Origin of the sequence: Salinibacter sp. 10B (assembly GCF_002954405.1) — a bacterium.
GTDB lineage: Bacteria > Bacteroidota > Rhodothermia > Rhodothermales > Salinibacteraceae > Salinibacter.
The window spans coordinates 3,514,141-3,534,907 of record NZ_MQWC01000004.1 but is presented as its reverse complement, the minus strand read 5'-3'; the positions used below and the strand labels follow the sequence as shown (position 1 = coordinate 3,534,907).

The 20,767-nt window shown below is 60.2% G+C and carries 14 protein-coding genes; 6 read left to right on the top strand and 8 right to left on the bottom strand.

Going from position 1 to position 20,767, the window contains the following annotated elements:
- Positions 1-75: 75 nt before the first annotated feature.
- Positions 76-1,665 carry a phytoene desaturase gene (locus BSZ35_RS14425; protein WP_105013097.1) on the bottom strand — a complete coding sequence of 530 codons (1,590 nt, stop codon included), beginning with the start codon at positions 1,663-1,665 and terminating at the stop codon, positions 76-78.
- A 180-nt stretch (positions 1,666-1,845) separates the two neighbouring features.
- Between BSZ35_RS14425 and BSZ35_RS14420 the strand changes: the two genes are divergently transcribed.
- Positions 1,846-4,092, top strand: a complete 2,247-nt coding sequence (locus tag BSZ35_RS14420; RefSeq protein WP_105013096.1) for an amino acid permease — start codon at positions 1,846-1,848, stop codon at positions 4,090-4,092.
- Positions 4,093-4,136: 44 nt separating this feature from the next.
- On the opposite strand, the gene BSZ35_RS14415 is transcribed toward BSZ35_RS14420, so the two are convergent.
- The 5 genes from BSZ35_RS14415 to BSZ35_RS14395 all read right to left on the bottom strand — a co-directional run bounded on the left by BSZ35_RS14415 (position 4,137) and on the right by BSZ35_RS14395 (position 11,838).
- Positions 4,137-6,065 (bottom strand): hybrid sensor histidine kinase/response regulator, encoded by a 1,929-nt coding sequence (locus BSZ35_RS14415; RefSeq protein ID WP_105013095.1) that lies wholly within the window; start codon positions 6,063-6,065, stop codon positions 4,137-4,139.
- Entirely contained in the window at positions 6,062-6,523 is a 462-nt protein-coding gene (locus BSZ35_RS14410; protein WP_105013094.1) for a response regulator, read from the bottom strand. Before BSZ35_RS14410 ends, BSZ35_RS14415 begins: the two co-directional genes overlap by 4 nt.
- Before the next feature lie 6 nt (positions 6,524-6,529).
- Positions 6,530-8,572, bottom strand: coding sequence for a PAS domain-containing sensor histidine kinase (locus BSZ35_RS14405; protein WP_105013093.1), 2,043 nt, complete (start codon positions 8,570-8,572; stop codon positions 6,530-6,532).
- Positions 8,573-8,823: 251 nt separating this feature from the next.
- Positions 8,824-10,020, bottom strand: coding sequence for a chorismate synthase (gene aroC / locus BSZ35_RS14400; protein ID WP_105013092.1), 1,197 nt, complete (start codon positions 10,018-10,020; stop codon positions 8,824-8,826).
- A 246-nt stretch (positions 10,021-10,266) separates the two neighbouring features.
- Positions 10,267-11,838 (bottom strand): trypsin-like peptidase domain-containing protein, encoded by a 1,572-nt coding sequence (locus tag BSZ35_RS14395; protein WP_105013091.1) that lies wholly within the window; start codon positions 11,836-11,838, stop codon positions 10,267-10,269.
- Positions 11,839-13,669: 1,831 nt separating this feature from the next.
- Between BSZ35_RS14395 and BSZ35_RS14385 the strand changes: the two genes are divergently transcribed.
- The 5 genes from BSZ35_RS14385 to BSZ35_RS14360 all read left to right on the top strand — a co-directional run bounded on the left by BSZ35_RS14385 (position 13,670) and on the right by BSZ35_RS14360 (position 19,013).
- Positions 13,670-14,278 (top strand): hypothetical protein, encoded by a 609-nt coding sequence (locus BSZ35_RS14385; RefSeq protein WP_146110119.1) that lies wholly within the window; start codon positions 13,670-13,672, stop codon positions 14,276-14,278.
- 394 nt (positions 14,279-14,672) lie between these two features.
- Positions 14,673-15,308 (top strand): hypothetical protein, encoded by a 636-nt coding sequence (locus BSZ35_RS14375; protein WP_146110118.1) that lies wholly within the window; start codon positions 14,673-14,675, stop codon positions 15,306-15,308.
- Positions 15,309-15,615: 307 nt separating this feature from the next.
- On the top strand, positions 15,616-16,158 hold the full coding sequence (locus tag BSZ35_RS14370; RefSeq protein WP_258096560.1) for a thioredoxin family protein: 543 nt from the start codon (positions 15,616-15,618) through the stop codon (positions 16,156-16,158).
- A 97-nt stretch (positions 16,159-16,255) separates the two neighbouring features.
- Positions 16,256-17,176, top strand: coding sequence for a histone deacetylase (locus BSZ35_RS14365; protein ID WP_105013086.1), 921 nt, complete (start codon positions 16,256-16,258; stop codon positions 17,174-17,176).
- A gap of 574 nt (positions 17,177-17,750) precedes the next feature.
- Complete coding sequence (locus tag BSZ35_RS14360; RefSeq protein ID WP_181149352.1) at positions 17,751-19,013, top strand: ScyD/ScyE family protein; 1,263 nt, start codon at positions 17,751-17,753, stop codon at positions 19,011-19,013.
- 204 nt (positions 19,014-19,217) lie between these two features.
- Here the strand turns inward: BSZ35_RS14360 and BSZ35_RS14355 are convergent, their stop codons facing one another.
- Together BSZ35_RS14355 and BSZ35_RS14350 are read right to left on the bottom strand one after the other, a co-directional pair.
- On the bottom strand, positions 19,218-20,336 hold the full coding sequence (locus tag BSZ35_RS14355) for a PQQ-dependent sugar dehydrogenase (RefSeq protein ID WP_105013863.1): 1,119 nt from the start codon (positions 20,334-20,336) through the stop codon (positions 19,218-19,220).
- 99 nt (positions 20,337-20,435) lie between these two features.
- A complete protein-coding gene (locus BSZ35_RS14350; RefSeq protein ID WP_105013084.1) occupies positions 20,436-20,747 on the bottom strand; it encodes a PqqD family peptide modification chaperone in 312 nt (103 codons plus the stop codon).
- Between the last annotated feature and the right edge of the window lie 20 nt (positions 20,748-20,767).

The following is a 20,767-nucleotide window of genomic DNA, read 5'->3' as shown; positions in this document are numbered from 1 at the left end:
GGATCACAAAGTGCATATTGTTCCTGTGCAGCGGGTATTCGCCTCATTCTCGCACGTACATGAACCAACAGCACATCAGGCCACGGTGTCGGCAGGCGTTCGGACGTCGAACGCTTCTGGATCGGGCACCACCGTGTCGAGGACGCGAGCCGACGAAAGCACCCCCGGCATGCCTGCCCCCGGGTGCGTGCCGGCTCCGGCAAAGTACAGGTGCTCCACATCCTCGCTCCGATTGTGGGGCCGGAACCACGCACTCTGCGTGAGCTTCGGCTCCACGCTGAACGCCGCGCCCTTCAGCGACTTGTAGTCGTCCAGAAACTCTTGCGGCGTCAGCATGCGGCTGGTGACGAGGTGGTCGCCCAGGTCGGGCAGCACCGTCTCGGCCAGCCGGTCCTCCACAGCCTGTCGGTACGGCTCGGCCTGCTGCCGCCAGTCCACTCCACTCTCCAGGTGCGGCACCGGCGAAAGCACGTAGAAGGCATCATGCCCGTCGGGCGCCATTGACGGATCGGTCTTCGTGGGCCGATGCAGATAGAGGCTGCAGTCGTCGGCGAGCTCTTTGTTCTCGAAGATGTCATCGAGTAGCCCTTTGTAGCGGGGGCCGAGGACGATCGTGTGGTGCTCCACGTCCTCGTACTGCCGATCGGTGCCAAAGTACCAGACGAAGAGGCTCATCGAATAGTCCATGTTCTCGACCTTGCGGTCCGTCCAGGTCGTCCGATGCTTCGAGTCGATGAGATGCCGGTAGGTCCAGCCCACGTCGGCGTTGGAGACCACGAGGTCCGCCGGCACCGTCTCTCCGGTGTCCAGCTGTACGCCCGACGCCCGCCCGTTCTCGACCATAATCTCCTCGACCTCCACGCCGTAGCGCTGCGTGCCGCCGAGGTCGTCGATGAGGTCGGAGAGGCCCTCTACGAGCGCCCCGGTGCCCCCCATTGCATACCATACGCCCCACTTTCGCTCCAGGTAGGCGATGAGGGTATAGATGGACGTGGTGCTAAAGGGGTTGCCGCCGACGAGCAGGGGATGGAAGGAGAGCACCTTCCGGATCTTCGGATGCTGGATGTACTTCGACACCAGGCCGTGCACCGTGCGGTGGCTCTCCAGCTTCATCATGGCCGGCACGATGCGAAGCATGTCGGAGAGATTGTCGAAGGGAACGTGCCCGAGCTCTTCGAAGCCGATCTCAAAAATCTCCTCGCTCTTCTCCAGAAAGCGTCGATAGCCGTCTACGTCCGCTTCCGAGAAGCGGGCAATCTCCTGCTCCATCCGTTCCCGATCGCCGGTGTAGTGGAAGGCCGTGCCGTCGTCGAAGCGGATGAGGTAGAAGGGGTCGACAGGCACCAGTTCCACATCATCGGATCGCTCCCGTCCGCAGAGTTGCCAGAGCTCGTCGAAGAGGAACGGGGCAGTGACAACCGTCGGCCCGGCGTCGAACGTGAAGCCGTCCTGCTCGAAGACGCGGGCGCGTCCGCCGGGCTGATTCAGACGCTCGACGAGCGTCACCCGAAAGCCGCGGGCGCCCAGGCGAATGGCGGAGGCCAGCCCGCCGAACCCGGCCCCAATAACGACAGCGTGCGGGGCATCGGGAGTAGCAGGAACGGGTTCGGTGCGCGTGTTCAGTGTGGCGTCAGCGCGGTGAACGAGACGATTGGTCCAGCTCATTGGACGTGAGAACGAAGAGAGAAAGGGATAGAGATGGTACCCAAACGGACCAGAGGAAGTAGGCGTTCGGGCGACTTCGCCACGGTTTGGTTACGTGTGCCACGATCAGTTTCGGAGCACTCCCCAGACCCGTTCATTCTTCATTTTGCGATTGCTTCCCGTCAGTTCTCTGCTACCAACATGACGTCCTCTCAACCAGCCGACACGCAGGAAAGCGTGGCGCCGTCCTCCGATGACGCGACGCCGACCTTGAGCAACCGAAAATACGGCATGTTCGGCGGCGTTTTCACTCCCACGCTGCTCACCATTTTGGGCGTGATCATGTATCTGCGAACCGGGTGGGTTGTTGGCAATGCGGGCCTCGTGGGGGGACTGCTCATCATTGGGCTCTCCTTCGTCATCACGGCGGCGACGGCGCTTTCCATGTCATCGATTACGACGAACATCCGCATTGGGGCGGGCGGCGCCTACTCCATCATTTCGCAGTCCCTCGGGATTGAGGTCGGGGGAAGCGTCGGGATTCCTCTCTACCTGTCCCAGGCCCTGGCCGTCACGATGTACATCTTCGGGTTTCGGGAAGGGTGGCTCTGGATGTTCCCAAACCATCCGGCGCTGCTGGTCGACCTTACGGCGTTCATCATCATCTTCGGCATCGCCTACGCGAGTGCCGGATTGGCCTTTCGGGTCCAGTACGGCATCCTGGCGATCATCATTGCATCGCTGATCTCCGTCGCCGTGGCCGCCTACACCGGCTCGATGCAGTACTCGATCGAGGAGGTGCAGCTCTGGGGCGACTTTTTGGGCTCTCCGGAGGACGGCTTTTCCGGGACCTCGTTCTGGGTCGTCTTCGCGGTGTTCTTTCCCGCGGCGACCGGCATCATGGCCGGCGCCAACATGTCGGGCGAACTCGAGGATCCCCGCAGTAGCATTCCCGCCGGCACCCTCGGGGCCATTGCGGTCAGCTTCGTCGTCTACGTCCTGATCGCCATCTGGCTGGCCCGCACCGCATCCCCGCAGGACCTGATGAGCAACTATACGATCATGATCGACCGGGCGTACTGGGGCCCGGCGGTGGTCGCGGGCCTGCTGGGCGCCACCTTCTCGTCGGCCCTGGCCTCCACCGTGGGTGCTCCCCGCATCCTTCAAGCGCTGGGAAATCACGACGTCCTGCCCAATGGCGACTGGATCGCGGCCCGCACCGACCGGGGCGAACCGCGCAACGCCATCCTCATTACGGGCGGCATCGTCCTGGCGACCCTTATGCTGCGCGACCTGAACGCCATTGCCCCGCTCATAACGATGTTCTTTCTCATCACCTACACCATGATCAATTTCGTGGTGTTCACCGAACAGACACTGGGCCTCGTAAGCTTCCGACCGCTGCTCCAAATTCCGCGAACGGTTTCACTTCTCGGGGTCGTCGGGTGCCTGTTCGCCATGTTCATCGTAAACCCCACCTTTAGCCTCATTGCTCTGTCCGTCGTCGTCCTCTTCTACGGCCTGCTGCTGCGCCGGTCGCTCGCCACCGATGTCGCCGACGTCCGGAGTGGCCTCTTCGTTTCTCTTGCCGAGTGGGCCGCCAAGCAAGTCTCCGAGCTGTCAACCAGCCAAGAGCGGGCCTGGAAGCCCAATCTGTTGATCCCTGTGGAGAGTGCCGAGACGCTGCGGGGCACCTTTTCGCTTCTCGAACAGATCGCGGCCCCGAAAGGCTCAGTCCGACTCTTGGGCCTTGCCTCCGACCACGCCTCGGAGAACCTGTCGGACCAGATTAACGACCTGACCGGAGCCTTCCGGAAGCGCGGCGTCTTCGCCTCGTCCACCGTCATCAAGGCGGATGCCTTCGCCGATGGACTTACCGCCGGCATCCAGGCACTGCGGGGGGCCTTCTTCCGGCCCAACATGCTCTTTCTGACCTGTCCCGACTCCGACATCCGCGAGCAGGACTATCGGACCATCCTCAATGACCTTTCGGACATGCCGATCGGGATTCTCATCTATGCCGCCCACCCACATGCCGGGCTCGGCCAACGCGAGCAGATCAATATCTGGATTCACGACCGAAGCCCCGACTGGAGCATCTCCATGGACATCGGCAACCTGGACCTTCCCCTTCTCACGGCCTACAAGCTTGTCCAGAACTGGAACGCGCAAATGCGCCTGCTCACGGTCGTGGACGACCCGTCCGAACGCGAAAACGCCCAGGCGTTTATGGAAACGGTGACCAACCTGGCGCGGATGCCCGGAGCCGACGCCCTGGTGATGGAGGGGGCGTTCAGAGAGGCCGTGCCCAATGCCCCGCAGGCCGACCTCAACATCTTTGGTTTGCCTCCGGGACCGGACTTCAACTTCATGCGGTCGATGGTGGACCAAACCCGCTCCAGTTGCCTCTTCGTGGCAGACTCCGGGCAGGAAAGTGCACTCGCGTGAGCGCCGAGAGCAGATGTGTCTCTTCGCAGCCCCGTGGGGGCGGCCTACTGCGCCGGGGCTTCATCCGGAGCATGCAGCGCCTCGTGAAGGGCTGCCTGCAGCTTCTCGGCGGTAAACGGCTTGGCAAGAAAGGCCTGCGCGCCAGCGTTAAGGGCTTCGTCGGTACGACCATCCGCGACCCCGCTCGCCGCAATGATGGGCAGATTGGGGTACTGGGCGCGGAGGGTGCGGATGAGATCGAAGCCATCCATGTTCGGCATGCGCAGGTCGGTGACAACCACATCAACCTCGTCCTCGCCTACCGTTTGCAGTGCGTCTTCGGCCCCCGACGCCGTAACAACCCGGTACCCGGCGTCCAGAAGCGCTTCTCGCGTGGTCTCGAGAATGAACTCTTCGTCGTCGACCACCAATACCCGTTCCCCTCTTCCGGCAGCGACCCCATCCCCGGTTTCCGGAATTGCGCGACGTTCGTCGGCATCCTCACTCACAGGCAGGTAGACCCAGAACGTGGTGCCGTGTCCCTTCTCGCTGTCCACATCGATGAAGCCATCGTGGCTCTGTACGATACTGTAGGCCGTAGAGAGGCCGAGGCCCGTGCCCTCTCCTTCTTCTTTTGTCGAAAAGAACGGCTCAAAGATCTTGTCCATTACGTCTTCGGGCATTCCCTCCCCGGTGTCTTCTACCCGCACGCACACGTACGAGCCGGGCTCGGCGTCGATGGTCCGCTCTGCCTCTTCCTCCGTAAGCTCAACCGCCTGCGCCTCGATGGAAAGCGTCCCGCCGTCGGGCATCGCGTCGCGGGCATTCACGCACAGGTTCATGAGCACCTGCTGAATCTGAGTGGCATCCCCAACAACCTGCGGCAGATCGTCGGACAAGGCGGTACGCACCGTGATCGACTCCGGAAAGGTTTCGTCCGTGATGCCCTCAATCTCTTCGACGATGCTGCCGAGCTGCAGGGCCACCCGCTCTCCCTCTACGCCTCTCGCAAACGCCAACACTTGCTCCACCATGTTGCCCCCACGCTCGGCGCTCTTCTGAATCATGGTGAGCACCTGGTCGATCTTGTCGTCCGTCTGCTGGAGGCGGCGGCGCAGTACCTTTACGCCCAACGTGATGGGCATCAGGAGATTGCCGAGATCGTGCGCGATCCCTCCCACCAGCCGCCCAATGCTCTCCATACGCTGCGACCGCAGGAATTGCGACTCCAGCCGTTTGCGCTCCGTAATGTCGGTGTTGATGACGAGCACCTGATCGGGGGCGCCATTCGAGTCCCGGACGAGTGTCCATCGGCTTTCTACAACCAGTTCATCGCCCTCCTTCGTGCGCATGTGGAGCTCGCCGGTCCACTCCCCCTCCTCCATCATCGTCTCGTGGCAACGCCGCAGCTTGTCTTCTTCGTCGGGGTCATACAAACACGTATGCGCTCGCTCCCCCAGCACCTCCTCCCTTGACCACCCGGTCAGGCGCTCGGCCCCCTTATTCCAGTACACGATGTCCCCATCCATATTGTGGGCCAGGATGGCATCGCGGGCCTTGTCCAACAGCTGGGCCTGCTCGCGGATGCGCTGCTCGGCCTCCTTGCGCTCTACCGCATAACGAATGGACCGCTCCAGCAACGGGGCATCAATGTTGTCTTTCGACAGATAATCCGCCGCACCGGCCTCCATCGCGTGCAGATCGACCTCCAGATCCCCCTGACCGGTCAGAAAGATGATGGGCGCCCGTACGCCTCCGTGCTCATTCACCTCCTCGAGCAGATCAAGTCCGCTTTTCGCGCCGAGCCGGTAGTCCACCAGACAGGCGTCGTACTGATCTGTGAGGATGGCGTCCCGCCCGTCCTCATAGGTCGACGCCCAATCGAGCGTGTGCTCAATGGTCTGCGCACGATCGAGCAGGGCCTTGGTGATGAGGTAGTCGCCCTCATCATCCTCAATGATTAAAATGTCGAGTTGAGTGGGAGCCGTAGTCATTCGTCTGCGTCATGCTCGGGAGGGAGCTTGGCGAGGTTGAACCAGAACTCGCCGAGGGAGCGCATCGCCCCGGCAAGAGCGTCGAACATCACAGGTTTCGTGACGAAGGCATTCACCCCCAAATCATAGCTTTGGAGTACGTCCTGCTCGGCCTCGGAGGTCGTGAGCACCACGACCGGGATGCGCCGGAGTTCCTCGTCGGACTTAATTTCGCGAAGGGCTTCTCGCCCATCCATTCGGGGCATGTTGAGGTCGAGCAGAATGAGATTGGGGCGCGGTGCCGGATCGGGGGCCCCATATTCGTCCTCTCGGCGTAGGTACCGCATGAGCTCTTCTCCATTCTCCACCGCCGCAAACGTCGTGGCGACGCGGCTCTCCACCACTGCCCGGCGCGTCAACAATCGGTCGTCCGGATCGTCCTCGGCCAGCAGAATGTGAATCGGTTCGTCGCGGTCCATCGCATACTACGCGCTCGTCGCAGGATCGGTCGACCGGGCCCCCTCCGAAGCGGAATCGCCCTCCCCTCGGGCCACAGGCAACAGCACGGTGAAGGTCGTCCCGTCCCCCGGACGACTCTCCACCGAAATGTCGCCACCGTGCCGCTCTACGATACGGCGACAGATGGCAAGGCCCATCCCGGTTCCTTCGTATTCATCGCGGCCATGGAGCCGCTTGAAGGGTGAAAATATACGATCTGTGTAACTTTCTTCAAAACCGATCCCATTATCCCTCACCGTAAGCCGGCACATTTCCGAGCACGACGCCGCAAGTCGTCCGTTTTGCTGGAGAGATTCCGAGGCCGGCTCCACCGTGGCGTCCACCTCTACGCGCGGCGGCTCATCGGGCTTGTGAAACTTGAGAGCGTTGCCAATCAAGTTCTGAAACACCTGTCGAATCTGTGTAGGATCGGCCTCGATGGTCGGCAGCGCTCCAATCTCGACCGTGCCGTCCAGCTCAGCAATTCGAAGGTCGAGGTCATTGCGAACGTTCTTCGCGATCCGGTTGAGGTCCACCTTCTCAAACGGCTGTGCCTGCGTGGTGATGCGGGAGTAGACGAGCAAGTCGTTGATGAGTTGCGACATACGCTCAGCCGCATCCTGCATCCGAGCCAGGTAGTCCTGTCCCGTCTCGTCCACCGCATCGCCGTAATCCTCCAAAACGAGATTCGAAAACGCGCGGATCTTGCGAAGCGGTTCTTGCAGGTCGTGCGAGGCAATGTAGGCAAAGTCGCGCAGCGCGCGGTTGCGGCGCTCCAGCTTCGCATTGGCCGCAGCCATGGCTTGAGCCGCTTCCTTTCGTTCGGTAATGTTGCGAAAGGTGACCGCTACGCCGTCGTCCACACTAACCGCCATGACCTGAAACCAGGCCATTCCCTCCTCGGTCTCGTACTGCACCTCGGTCTCCATCGGCTCTCCCGTCTCCACCACTTCACAGTAGGCGTCGTACAACCCGTTCTCTTCTTGCTCCGGCATAATCCGGCGGAGGCGGTGGCCCACGAGGGAATCGGCGGTATGGCCGATGAGCTTTTCGGCCTGCGGGTTCACTAACTCGCACTCAAAGTCGACGATGCGACCGGTCTCGCCACGCACGGTCGAGAGGACCGTAATGGCATCCAGCGAGCTGCTGAGAACGCTCGACAACAGGTCCCGCGAGGTTTGGAGCGCCTCCTCCTTCAACTTCTCGTCGGTGATGTCGTCGAAGCAAATGAGAACAGCATACGGATCGTCCTGCCCCTCGTGGAAAAGCGGCTGGGAGTTGACGCGAATCCAGCGCGGCGGAGCGTCGGGCGGGTAAATGCCCATGACCTCGTCGGGCACCGTCTCGCGCTCCACGTAGGCTCGCCAGAACGGAAACTCGACGTTGGGCAACGGAGTGCCGTCTTCCCGGAGTCCGTTCCAGGTGTCGTCATTGAAGCGGGATCCTACGATTTCATCGGTGGGTCGGCCCAAAATGTCCTGGGCGGCGTCGTTGCAGTCGCGAAAGATGCCGCGGTCGTCCATCAGGAGCACGCCCTCACTGATCGTGCCGATGAGCGCATCGAAGCGCTGCTCCACCTGCCGACGCGTCACCTCCGCCCGATGTTGACCGGTGCGATCGCTGAGGTACACGAGCACGCCACCAATCTCCGCCTTCGGCGAACCGGTACGCCAGGGCCGCACCTCCCAGTCCACCCAGTAGCTCGTGCCGTCGGTTCGCGTAAGGGGACGAACATATCCCCGGCGCGTTTCTCCGTCCGCCAAACAGTCGGCGAAGGTGTCAGCCCACACCTCGTCCGGATCGACGAAGACATCGAAAAAGGAGCGCGCCTCCGTTCCGTCGGTCTCCTCACTCTCGGAGGAAGGAGCAAACAAGTCCTCCCACCGATCACTGCATGCCACAACCGTTCCCTCGGCGTCGAGCATGACGATGAGGGACGGCATGGCCGCCACGAACTGCTTCAGAGCGTCGGGATCCTCTACATACGGGGGCTGGGCCGTGTCGGTGTGCGGTGCAGAGTCGTTGCCCATACAGTTTGTCGATGCGGAGAGTCGTCTCAGTATATGATCCGCTGAGGCTCGATATACGGCGGGTCTTGCCAAACGGGACCTAGAGGGGCAGGTTTATCACGTTCCGTTTACGTTTCGGATGTGCACGCTGCTACCCCGACGGGCCGTGGGCAAAAGGGACGGCCCTCCGTTCGTCCCTCCTGCAGTGCGGAGGCGAGAATGCGCGCTCTGTCTGCCCTTGCCCCCATCTCCGGTTGCCTCCACCGATCCGACTACGCCTCCCGGTCCGCCTCAACGTGACGACGAATGGCGGGAATGGAGTCCCCTCCATACTTCCGAAGGAACGCGTTGGCCACAGTGTAGGCCACGGTTGCCTCCGCAACGGTAGAGGCCGCGGGGACACTCGTCACGTCACTCCGCTCATACCGGGTGGGCTGCGCCTCGCCCGTGGCGGTGTCGACCGAGTCGAGCGGCTTGATGAGCGTCGGAATCGGCTTCATGTAGCCGCGCACCACGAGTGGCATGCCGGTGGACGTGCCGCCCTCCGTCCCTCCCGCGTGGTTGGTGCGCCGGGGATACTCTCCATCCTCGCGCTCAATGGGGTCGTGCACTTCCGAGCCGCGCCGTCGAGCGTTAAAAAACCCATCGCCCACCTCGGCGGCCTTTTGCGCCTGAATGGAGCAGATGGCCTGCACGAGCTGACCGTCGAGTCGGCGGTCCCAGTGGACGTATGAGCCGAGTCCCGGCGGCACCCCCGTCACCACCACCTCGTACACGCCCCCCAGCGAGTCGCGCTCCTTCTTCGTCTGGTCGATATGCTCCACGCAGCGCTCCGTCATCTCGTCGTCGAGCATGCGCGTGGCGCTCTCATCGGCAGCCTCGTACAGGGCCTGCGCCCCGTTGCCGTCCTCGATAAGTGCGTTGCGGCGATCCACCCACTCCTCCGGCTCCTCGAAGCCGACGTCGCCGATGCTTACGACGTGACTGCCAACCTCGATGCCGAATTCATTGAGCAACTGCCGCGCCACGGAGCAGCAGGCCACCCGCATGGCGGTCTCACGAGCACTGGAACGATCGATGACGGGCCGGATGTCGTCGAGCTCATACTTCTGAAGCCCCGCCAGATCCGCGTGACCGGGACGGGGAAGGGTCACTTTTTCCAGATCGTCGGGCGGCGGGCCCTCAATGGCCATCTTTTCCGGCCAGCCCGCCTTGTCCTTCTCGTAGGCCCCATTGTCGATGCGGAAGGAAATCGGGCTTCCGAGGGTCTCAGAAAACCGAACGCCGGAGTAGATGTGCACCTTATCGTTCTCGATCTTCGAACGACCGCCCCGCCCGTAGCCGAGCCAGCGCCGGGCCAAATGCTCATTGATGTCGTCAGGAGAGAGGGGCAGCTGGGCGGGCACGCCCTCAATAATGCCGATGATGGCCTCGCCGTGCGATTCGCCGGCGGTGAGATAACGGAGCATGGATGTATTTGTGCGTTTGTGCGTTATGCGTTTAGGAGCGTGGCACTGACTCTACAAGTAGACGCCCTCATTGAGAGCAATGCCGCCAGTCTCTGTCGTCGTGGAGTCATGAGCCCCGAAAATGATTGGCAGATCCGGACCGACAGGCTCGTCCGGTCAGCAATCACGCAATACGAAATACGCAATCACGGGCAATCCGTCCAGCCCCCCACACAGTCGGGCAACAGTTCAGAAATGCACTCGCCGCTACTGAATTTCGTAAAAGGCCTGCGTGCCGTCCGTCCGCTGGACCTGTACGAGAATCGGGGGCTCGGCGTCCTCCAGGTAGTCCTGCACGTCTTCGGGCGTCTCGACGGGGGCGTCATCGAGGGCCGTTATGATCACGTCGCGGGGCAGGCCGGCGTCCGCCGCGGCACCGCCCTGCTCAACGTATGCGACGTAGGCCCCAGCGTCGAGATTGAAGCGGGACTGCACCGGATCTTCGACGGCCCGCAGTCCTACGCCCCACCCGTCGAGCGTGACCACCGGTGCCTCGGACGATTCCGGATCGGGATCCGACTGCGGACGCTCGTCGTCGGGAACGGGCCCCGGCCGTCGACGCGACTGAGACCGGAGGTCGCTGAGCCAGTTCTGGTAGACGGACGTGTCGTTGCCCATTAGGCGTGCATCAATCGTCTCAACCGTCCCCTCTCGCCACACACGCAATGCGATGACGTCGCCGGGGCGCTGCATGGCAACCACGCTCTGGAGCTCGTTCGGCGCGTCGACGCGCTCCCCCGCCACCGCTTCCACGATGTCGCCCCGACGGAGGCCCGCCCGGTCGGCGGCACTTCCGCTGCGCACATCCGCCACGTAGACGCCGTGGATCTCGTCGAGCCCCACCTCCTCGGCCACCTCCGCGTTCACCTCTTGGATGCTCACGCCGAGATAGCCGCGCCGGACCTCTCCGTACTCAATCAGATCCGTAATTATCCGCTCCACGAGCATAGAGGGAATTGCAAAGCCGTATCCGGCGTACGCTCCCGTTTTGCTGGCAATAGCGGTATTGATGCCGATAAGTTCTCCTTCCAGATTCACAAGCGCCCCCCCTGAGTTGCCTGGATTGATGGCCGCGTCGGTCTGAATGAAGTTCTCGATGCCGAACTGGCTATCGATAATGCGGAGTTGGCGCCCGAGCGCACTCACGATCCCAGCCGTGACGGTCGAGGTCAGCCGAAACGGATTCCCGACGGCCACCACCCAGTCGCCTACCTGCACACGGTCAGAATTGCCGATGGGCAAGACGGGAAGGTCGCCCGGACTGTCGATCTTGACGACGGCCAGGTCGGTGGACGGATCCATCCCTACTACGCGTCCCTCAAATTGCCGCTTGTCCGTGAGACGCACCTGAATGGCTCCGGCCTCTTCCACCACATGGTGATTCGTGACCACGTACCCGTCCGGACTGATGAGTACCCCACTTCCTAGATTCTGCCGGCGCGGCGGATTGTTGAAGAACTCTTCCTCAGGAACGTTCTCTCCCCCCTCCGACTGGACCCGGATCGAGACCACAGCCGCCCGAACCTCTTCCGCTACAGAGCGAAATTTCTGGCTGAGGGTGGTTGGGTTTACTTCTCGGGCGCGTAGGCCGGAATCGGCGGGCGCTCCAGCCCGACCGTCCCCCGTCTGTCCACTATTCACCTGCTTGACGATCCGGGGGGCGGGCGTAGGCGCCGGCTCTTCCTCCACGACGAGCATGACCAGGATTCCCGACAACAGGCCGACCAACACCAGGCCGATGCCAACGAGCAGCCGAACGAGACGCCGGGAAGCGGACATGAGGGATGCACGTAAAGACGAAAGAAAAGGCGGGGATGAATCTCCACCCTACACGGGGAGAATTGTTTCGGTGTTGCCCACGTGACAACGAGCACGTCACACGAATCGTCTGGGATTCCCTTCTCGCTCGGGCACTGCTGAACATTCTAATCCGCAATTATCCCACAGCTGGGAAGACGCTTAGACGGGCGAAGACAGAATCGCCTTATGTCGTAATTCGGGATCATCCTGCCCCAAACCACTCTTTTGTTTATGATATAATTAATTAACCTACCCACCTTTACATTTAAGAAAAATTAATTTAGTCGTTTTTACGCATTGTGCCTGCGACCATATCTCTATCGCTGAGGCTTTCTGTTGCTGAAGATCCCTCTTCTATCCAATGTCATCCAAATGTGCTGTCGACAAACGTGCCCTTTACTCTTCGAACGATTGGACCTGGCTTCTGGCCGTGGCCCTCGCCTTTAGCCTCGGGGCCTGCGATCTCACCAGCAGCGACCGGGCGACCAAAAGCAAAGAGCCGGTGGTCGATCCAGACAGTGCGGCGCTCTCCTACTCACACATGCCGACTGGCACCTCGCTGCCGGATCCTGGTGAGATTCCCCTGGAGCAGAAAATCATAGGGCCGGGCGAAGACCGGACGCCCGGACCGAAGAAATCTTCTCGGTCCGAGCCCTCGCCGTACGGGTGCTACCTGGCATCTCGGCCGTATACGGACACTGTTCGGTTCCGGAGCATCTACCTGCGGTTTCCGAAGGCGATTGTCAAAAGCGCGGAGACAGCGACCCAGCGGGTCGTCTACCGGGTCCTTCGGACGGAGGGGAGGACGCGCGAGGGGGAAGGCGTCCGGTTTGCGCACTGCACGATTCCAGAGACGGAGGCAGCCTACAGCCTTGCGCTACAGCAGGTCCTTCGAGTCGACGGGGGAAGTGCTCATGGGAGACAGGCAGAGGCAAAGAGAAGCGCGGAGACGAAAAGCAAGGAGTGTCATCTGAGAGAAGCGATAGTTTGTGTGCGCGGAGATTGCGAGGTCAAAGATCGGTGGTGGGACTGTAGTGGATCGACCGGAGGAGAATCGGAGCTGTATCCCGGAGATGACGAAGGTGGTGGTGGAGACGGAGGAGAAGACGAGGGAGGAAGTGGCGGTGTGGATTGTACCGAGAAGCTCCCAGCGCCAGGGTCGGACTGCGTGCCGGAGGAGTCGAATCCTGAGGTCAATGAGACGAGACTCTGTCGGTCGGATCCGCTCAAAGACATGGACATTCGACCCACCTGTTCTGGTGTCGAAGGGGGGACGGTTCGGAGAGAATGCGAGAGGTCAAGGAAACCCGCACTACGGAATAGATCTTCTGGCTGACATCGGAACAGAAGTCCACTCGATGAGGGAAGGAATCGTGTGGGCTCGAAATGAAAGCGAGGATTTTGGAAAATATATCATCATCCAAACCGACGGCGGTAACCTCATTATATATGCTCACCTTAGTAAACGTACTGTCGAGGGAGGAGAATCCTTATCCACGGGAGAACTCATAGGAAAGACTGGTGTCTCCGGTAATGCGTGCGAAACTGACTGCAGTTGTGGCCCAGCCCACCTACACCTTGGAGTAAAGGAAGGAAACTCTTGGGCTGGAGGTACTCCGAAGGACCCAGAAAACTATATCGGTGCGGAGTTTGACTCTGATGGTGAGGCCATTTCGGACAACTGTAGTCCAGTCTTTAAGGGAGGATGACCACCTGTAAATACAATTTTTAATTTAATTGATACAAAACTATGTATAGACTGCTCTCTAGTATTTTCCTACTCGTTACACTCGGAGTCGCCCTCCCAGAAATGGGTTTAGCTCAGACCAAAAAAACGTTCGATAAGAAGGAAAAGGGGCGTACTGTCCAAACGCCATACATCAGTCAATCCGAATACCACTCGATTTCCGTCCGTGACTCTTTGACATCATCGAAATCTACGTCTAGGAATAGTGTGATCTTCCAGGACCTGCTGTCCGTTTCATCTCTAGACGAGGTCGCCCGTCTCCTCGGCCAGCCAGAAGATATTGATCGAAACGTATTTCCCGACGGCAAACGCTTCATCGCAACTCTCCACTATGAGGGAATGATGCTGAAGTACATTCAACGAAAAGAGGGACGAGTACGGCTCAATACGATGGAGCTTCGCTCCCCAAGATGGTCTATCAGCGTAGGAGGAACGGTACTGCGTTCCGGAATGGGCGTTGAACAGTTAAGCCCCCAGGTTCAAGCCTCTATTGACAGCGACACATTCCTCGGAGAAAAAAGCGTTGATGGCGTGGGTACGATCCGAATCGCCTCCCCCGAAAAAACCTCAAAGAAAGGGCAACAGACGACAAAGGACCGTGCACAACTCACCATTCACGTGAATCGGGAAACGAGCACGGTTAAAGTCGTCCGATTTCACCGGATTGTGTAGAACGATATTGCCTCGCACATACGACTACTCTCTCAGAGCGTGGATGGAAACTCTGCATTTACCGTATACGCTCACCTAGGCAGTGTTGATGTACAAAGAGGAGATTCTGTACCTGCGAGCGGTGAAATCGGCGAAGTGGGCGTGAGTGGAAATGCGACAAGAAATCCCTGCAGAGGAGGTCCTCCTCATGTACATATTGAAATGAAACCAGTAAATGTTGACGAAGAAAACTACAATGATGACCCCCCTCATCAATCCTGAAGAGCACATTGGAACTAAATTTAACAAACACTGTGACCCATCTTCAGACAAATGTAGCCCAGTCTTCAAGTACATATAAAAATTAAAATATTACCCTCAATATTACAAACCTCCTAAATTAAAAAATAAAACAATGAAAAAAGTTACGTTTATTATTACTATAATAGCCACAATATTCACTTTTATACCATACATAGTCAAAGGACAAACTAAAAAAACATTTGAAAATAACACTAGAGGACATACAGTTGACACACCCTATATTTCTTATGAAGAGTTTAACAACATCTCAATTGATGGTAGAGGGTATATGAAGACCCTCTTGACAGTTCGCTCTATCGAACAGGCGATCCGTATATTAGGAAACCCGAAAGAGAGAAATATTACCGAGATTAATTCTGGCGGATACAAAAAGAGCACGGAACTAGTATACGACGGGTTGCGGATCTCTTATCTCGAAACGGCGGCGAACGGCATACAACTGGAAGTCGTCGAGGTGACTTCCGATAATCACTTTTTGGGAATAGGGGGCAAGAAGGTCCACCCCGGAATGCCAAATAACAAATTAGATCAACCCTTGCGGAAGGAGCTAAACCGCTCCAAAGCAAAAAGACCAGACGATGATCCACACGCGACGATTTTCATCGAACGGAAGAATGGAACAAAGAATAAGAGGGGCGAAACTATCTTGGAACATACGGAGATACGAATTGAGCAATATCCCGGAAGTAGTGAGGTCAAATCAGTGACTCTCTCGAGGATTATATGAGACGTTTTTCTTGAAAAGTTGGGACCAATAAACACTTAAGTCGGACCCGTTCTGAAAATGGACTGGCCTAACCAAAATTATTTACAAACTGGCAAGGGTCTCACTTGTACTTTCTCACAGAAGTCTTCGGAGGCCCGTTACCATATTGAACGTCGTGCATCCACGAAGTCAGAACGGACCTGATTCAAGATGGAAAGGCACAAGTTGCGGTCCACCTGAATGCAGAAAACAGCGAGGTGAAAATTGTGAGGGTCGCTCGTCTCGGACCTTGGGGGTGAGTGAAACCATTCGAGAACTGACGAATCGAATGTCCCTCTCCGATCTCGTGGATTTCCCCACCCGGTCTATGCGCACCACACGCCTTGTCTCCTGCCTCCTGCTAGTAGGCCTCCTGGGCATCACTGCCCATCCGGCCTCCGCTCAGATTACCATTCCTCCACAGTCCTTCGAAGAGGTCATCGCGACAGCACAGGAGGAACAAACGCCCATTCTGGTCGAGATCTATGCGTCCTGGTGCCCCTACTGCCAGCGCATGCAAAACACGGTGTACTCCCATTCCACCGTGCAGCAGTATCTGGACGACAACTTTACCTACGTCCGTCTGAATAGCGATACAACGGGGGGAAACCACACCTACGCCAACCGGACGCTCACCACGAGCCAGCTCGCCTCGGTCCTCGGAGCACGGGGCGTGCCCACCACCGTGTTCATGAAGCCCGACGGCACCCCCATCGCCCGGCAGCCCGGCTTCATCAAGCGCCCCACCTTTCTTACGATGATCCGATTCGTCGGGTCAGGGGCCTACGAGGACCAAAGCTACAAGGAGTTCGCGCGCCAGCAGTCAAAATAGTATTCGCGTCGGGCGTTTTGCGGGGAACGTTTTTCGTCTCTTTGATTGCCCCAGAGAACACTCAGCACTAAACGCAGAACGCCGAACGCACCGCCGTATGCGCGTCAGCTACAGCGACGGGTACTACGTGCCGCTTCCAGACGGCCACCCATTTCCGATGGCCAAGTTTCCGGCCCTGCACCGTCGCCTGCTCGATGAGGGGCTGATCGTGCCGTCCGACGTCGTGGCCCCCCGGCAGGCCGACTGGGCCGACCTCCAGCGGGTACACACGTCGGACTACCTGAAACGACTGGCCCAGGGCGCCCTGTCCGATCACGCCGAGCGCCGGATGGGCCTTCCCTGGTCGGAACGGCTCGTCTACCGCTCGCGGCTGGCCGTGCAGGGCACCATCAACGCCGCGTTCATGGCCCTTACCGATGGCCGTGCGGCCAACCTGGCTGGAGGCACGCACCACGCGTTTCCGGACTGGGGCGAGGGCTTTTGTGTGCTGAATGATGTGGCCGTCGCCGTGCGGGTCCTGCAGTCGTCCTGCTGGGCACAGCGCATTCTGATCGTCGACCTCGACGTCCACCAGGGCAACGGCAACGCAGCCTTTTTTGCGGAGGACGACTCGGTGTTCACCTTTTCGATGCACGGCGCCAAGAACTACCCTTTTGAGAAACCGCCGTCCTCGCTCGACGTGCCCCTCGACGACGCGACCGGCGATGAGACGTATCTGGAGACACTGAAGACGCACCTCCCCCGCACGCTCGACGCCGTCAATCCCGACCTCGTCTTCTACCTCGGCGGCATCGACGTGGCGGCCGACGACCGCTTTGGACGCATCAACCTTAGCCGCGAGGGCCTGCATGCCCGCGACGGCTACGTGCTGGAGCAGATCCACGATCGCAATCTGCCGGTCGTCCTCCTTCTCTCGGGCGGCTACGCCGAAACGCCGGAACTTACGGCCGACCTACACGCAATTATGCACCGAGAGGCCGCTCGCGTTTTTTCTCCCTCTCCCCACTCCGCAGCATAACGAGCGGGCCTCCATTCTCCCCTTCTCCCCCCTGCGGTCATACGCGTGCGGTTCGTCGTCCCTGTCTGATCGTCGGCGACGAGGATCGGCCCGTCCACCGGTCGTTCCCCGTTGTCTCTGCCGATGCACTTCTCCCGTAGGGCGTCCCGTTCGGGATGGCGTCGGTCCCCACCGTCGACCCGGACAGATGGGTCGGCCGCGTATCAATGAATATGGTTGTCGGGGAGTACATGCGAGATTTCGGCCCCGTAGCAGCCGCCGCCATGCATCGACACTGCCTTGGGCGTGTCCGAGCGCTGGAAATATCGATAATGACCTTGTGTGACTGAAGAGCACTGACGCGTAGGACAAAGCTCCCGACCTTGAACATTTCTTGACATTTGGGAGGGCGCAAAGCTACGCTCAGCTAACACCTGGATCCCTCGGCGCCATACGGGTGCCGAGAAACGGCCTCCTTTCCCGTGCGCGGTGTCCTTCTCCTCCTCGCGGGTGGAGGCCGTCCGCCTCGATCACCGGCAGAGGCATGCTGAGATCCGGCATTCTCCGCTCCTCTCTCAACAAGCCCGTCCAAGTCATGAGATACGCACAGGGTGCCCTTCTCGCTTTTGCTACAATGGCCATGCTGTTCGTCGGATGTGACACCTCTGCTCCCGACGCAGAGGAAGACCCGGTTCCTCCCGAAGCCCACGTCGAAGCCCGCGGGGCTATGATGCAGGGGGTGCCTCCCCCGAACAATCCAACGGGGCCGTCGGGGGGGACCGTGCTCTCCGGCCCGGTGTTTGACCTGGCGACTGCCCCCAATGGGAGTATCCTCGCCGTCGAAACGGTGTCCCCCGGAACCGACATTCCCCCTGAGGGAACCAACACGTCGGTCGTCAAGGAAATCAGCCGACAGGGCGTGCAGGAGGTGACGGAAATTGCGACGGTGACGGGCTCGCCGATCAACGGAATCGAAACGATTGGCCGCGGCAACTTCTTCGCGACCAGCGGGGGACTCGACCAGGCCGTCGGCGCGGGCGTGTGGCACGTGACGCGCGGCACCGCCCGAAAGGTCGGCAACGTGGAGGCCTTCGAGCAGGCCGTTGACCCGGACGCGAACGAGGGACTGAAGTGGAAAGACCCACGCTGTGAGATCAATCCATCGCAGGGGTTCACCGCGGGGCCGCAGTCCAACCCGTACCACCTCGCCCATCGTTCCGGAAGTGAGGTGCTGGTGGCCGACGCGGCGGGAAATACGCTGCTATCGGCCCGTACGAACGGGACGGTCGAGTGGGTGTCCATCCTCACGCCCCCGACGACTGGCCCGCCGGCGGCTTCCACCGACCCCACCGACTGGCGAGTGCTGTTCCCCCTCTCTCAGGACACAAACTGCTACGTACAACCCGTGCCGACTGCGGTTGACGTGGGACCGAGCGGGGATTACTACGTTGGGGAGCTGACCGGCGTGACGCCCGAAAACCTCGAAGGCAATCCCTCTACGGACCTCTCCCGCGTGTGGCGCGTCGAGGAAAGGGCACAGAACGTCACCTGCCCGTCTGACCACTGCGAGGTTGCCCTCTCCGGGCTTACGTCGGTGATTGACGTCGAATTCGGACCCAACGGCGACTTGTACGTCGTCGAGTACGACGAGAACGGCTGGTTTGCCGCCACCGCACTGGGAAACCCGGCGGGAGGCACCATCAACCGCTGCGATGTTGAAACGGGACAGTGCACCGCAGTAACGGACGACCTCACGCTCCCGGGAGCAATCGCCTTCGACAAGGAGGGGACGCTGTGGCTTCTGGAAAACAACATCGGAACGCCGACGGTCCGCCCCGTGCCCTCCGCTGCTCCGTAGTGGCCCTCGCTTCCCGTTCCACGGGCGTGGTTCGTCATGCACCTGTGAGGGGGGCGTTTCTTGCCCCCCTCCCTACGTCCATATTGGTTGATCTCCCCTCAGAGACGTGAGCGGTTCCGCTGCCTGCATCGGAGGCGCAGCGGGACCGCCGTCTGCCCGCGGAAAGTGGCTCGCAACTGGAGCGAAGAACGAGGAGGAGAGCAGCTAGAGCGGCTCGTATGAGATGCGGTAGATGGTGCCGGTCTGGTCGTCGGAGACCAGCAGTGCTCCCTCGGGCGTCTGCAGTACGTCCACCGGCCGTCCCCAGTTGTCGCCGTTCCGAAGCCAGCCCGTCGCGAAGGGCTCGTAGCCGACCGCCGTCCCCTCGTCGTTCAGCCGCACGAGGGTGACGCGGTAGCCGATCTTGGTACTCCGATTCCAGGAGCCGTGCTCGGCGATGAAGACCTGTTCCCGGTACGCCTCCGGAAACTGCTGTCCCGTGTAAAACGTCATGCCCAGTGCCGCAACGTGCGGTCCCAACTCTTGCACGGGGGCTGTATACTCGGCCGGGTCGTGCCCCTCTCCGTATTCCGGATCGAGCAAGCTGTCGCCATGCACGTAGGGATAGCCGAAGTGCTGTGGGGGATCTGTGAGACGGTTCAGTTCGTCGGGCGGGCGGTCGTCGCCGAGCCAATCGCGGCCATTATCGGTAAACCAGAGGTCGCCCGTCTCTGGATGCCAGTCGAATCCCACGGTGTTGCGCACGCCCCGCGCCACGATGGTGTGCCCACTGCCATCCGGCGCGATGCGATGAATGGACGCATACGGATCGCCTTCGTCGCAGATGTTGCATGGCGCTCCCACAGGCACGTAGAGACTGTCGCTTGGGCCGAAGTCGATATACTTCCATCCGTGATGCGTATCACTCGGGAAGGCATCGGACACAACGGTGGGTGTCGGCGGGTCGTCCAACCGGGCATCGATATTCTCGTAGCGCAAAATGCGCGAAATCTCAGCCACGTAGAGGTCCCCCTGGCGCACCGCCACTCCATTCGGCGTGTTGAGTCCCGTGGCAATGGTATAGACCGAATCGGCCCGATGGTCGTCGTCCACATCTCGCAGCGCATAGACCTCGCCCCCGTCCCGGGACCCTACGAAGAGCGTTCCAGACCGGGAGAGCGCCATTGACCGCGCCTCCGGCAGCTGATCGGAAAAGATCTCGACGCGAAAGCCATCGGGAACCGTAATTCGGTCAGGCGAGAGTGCGTCTCCGCCCCAATCCGGAATCGAAATGCCGCAGGCCGGCAGAAACAGTGCGAGCACGAGCAGAACGGACCGTCGCATGGTGAGACTCCGTCGGTTGGCGGAAGAGAACAAGGACTGAGGGTACGGCGCGGCCTCTCCCATTGCTCCTCATCGTCCCTCCCCGACACCTGAGTGCCCCTACTCGTCTCCCCGATCGGGAGAGCATTCAATGAGCCCGGCCTCCTCCATATCCACCAGGATAGCACGCACGTCCGATTCGAGCGTGCTCCGGTCCACGTCATATTCTTCTTGGAGCGCATCACAGATCTCGCGGGGCGTGTCGGCGGTCTCCATCAGGGCCCAGATACGCGCCCCGACCTCGTTCAAGCCGTAGTACACGCCATCCATGAGGTTTAAAATCACTTCTTCCCCGGCGAGATTGGACGACAAGTTGTCGTCGGTGCGCGCTACGGAGCTGTCAAGCGAAAGCTGCTGGGAAGTTGAGTCCATTGTCGTCAATTCGTCTATGA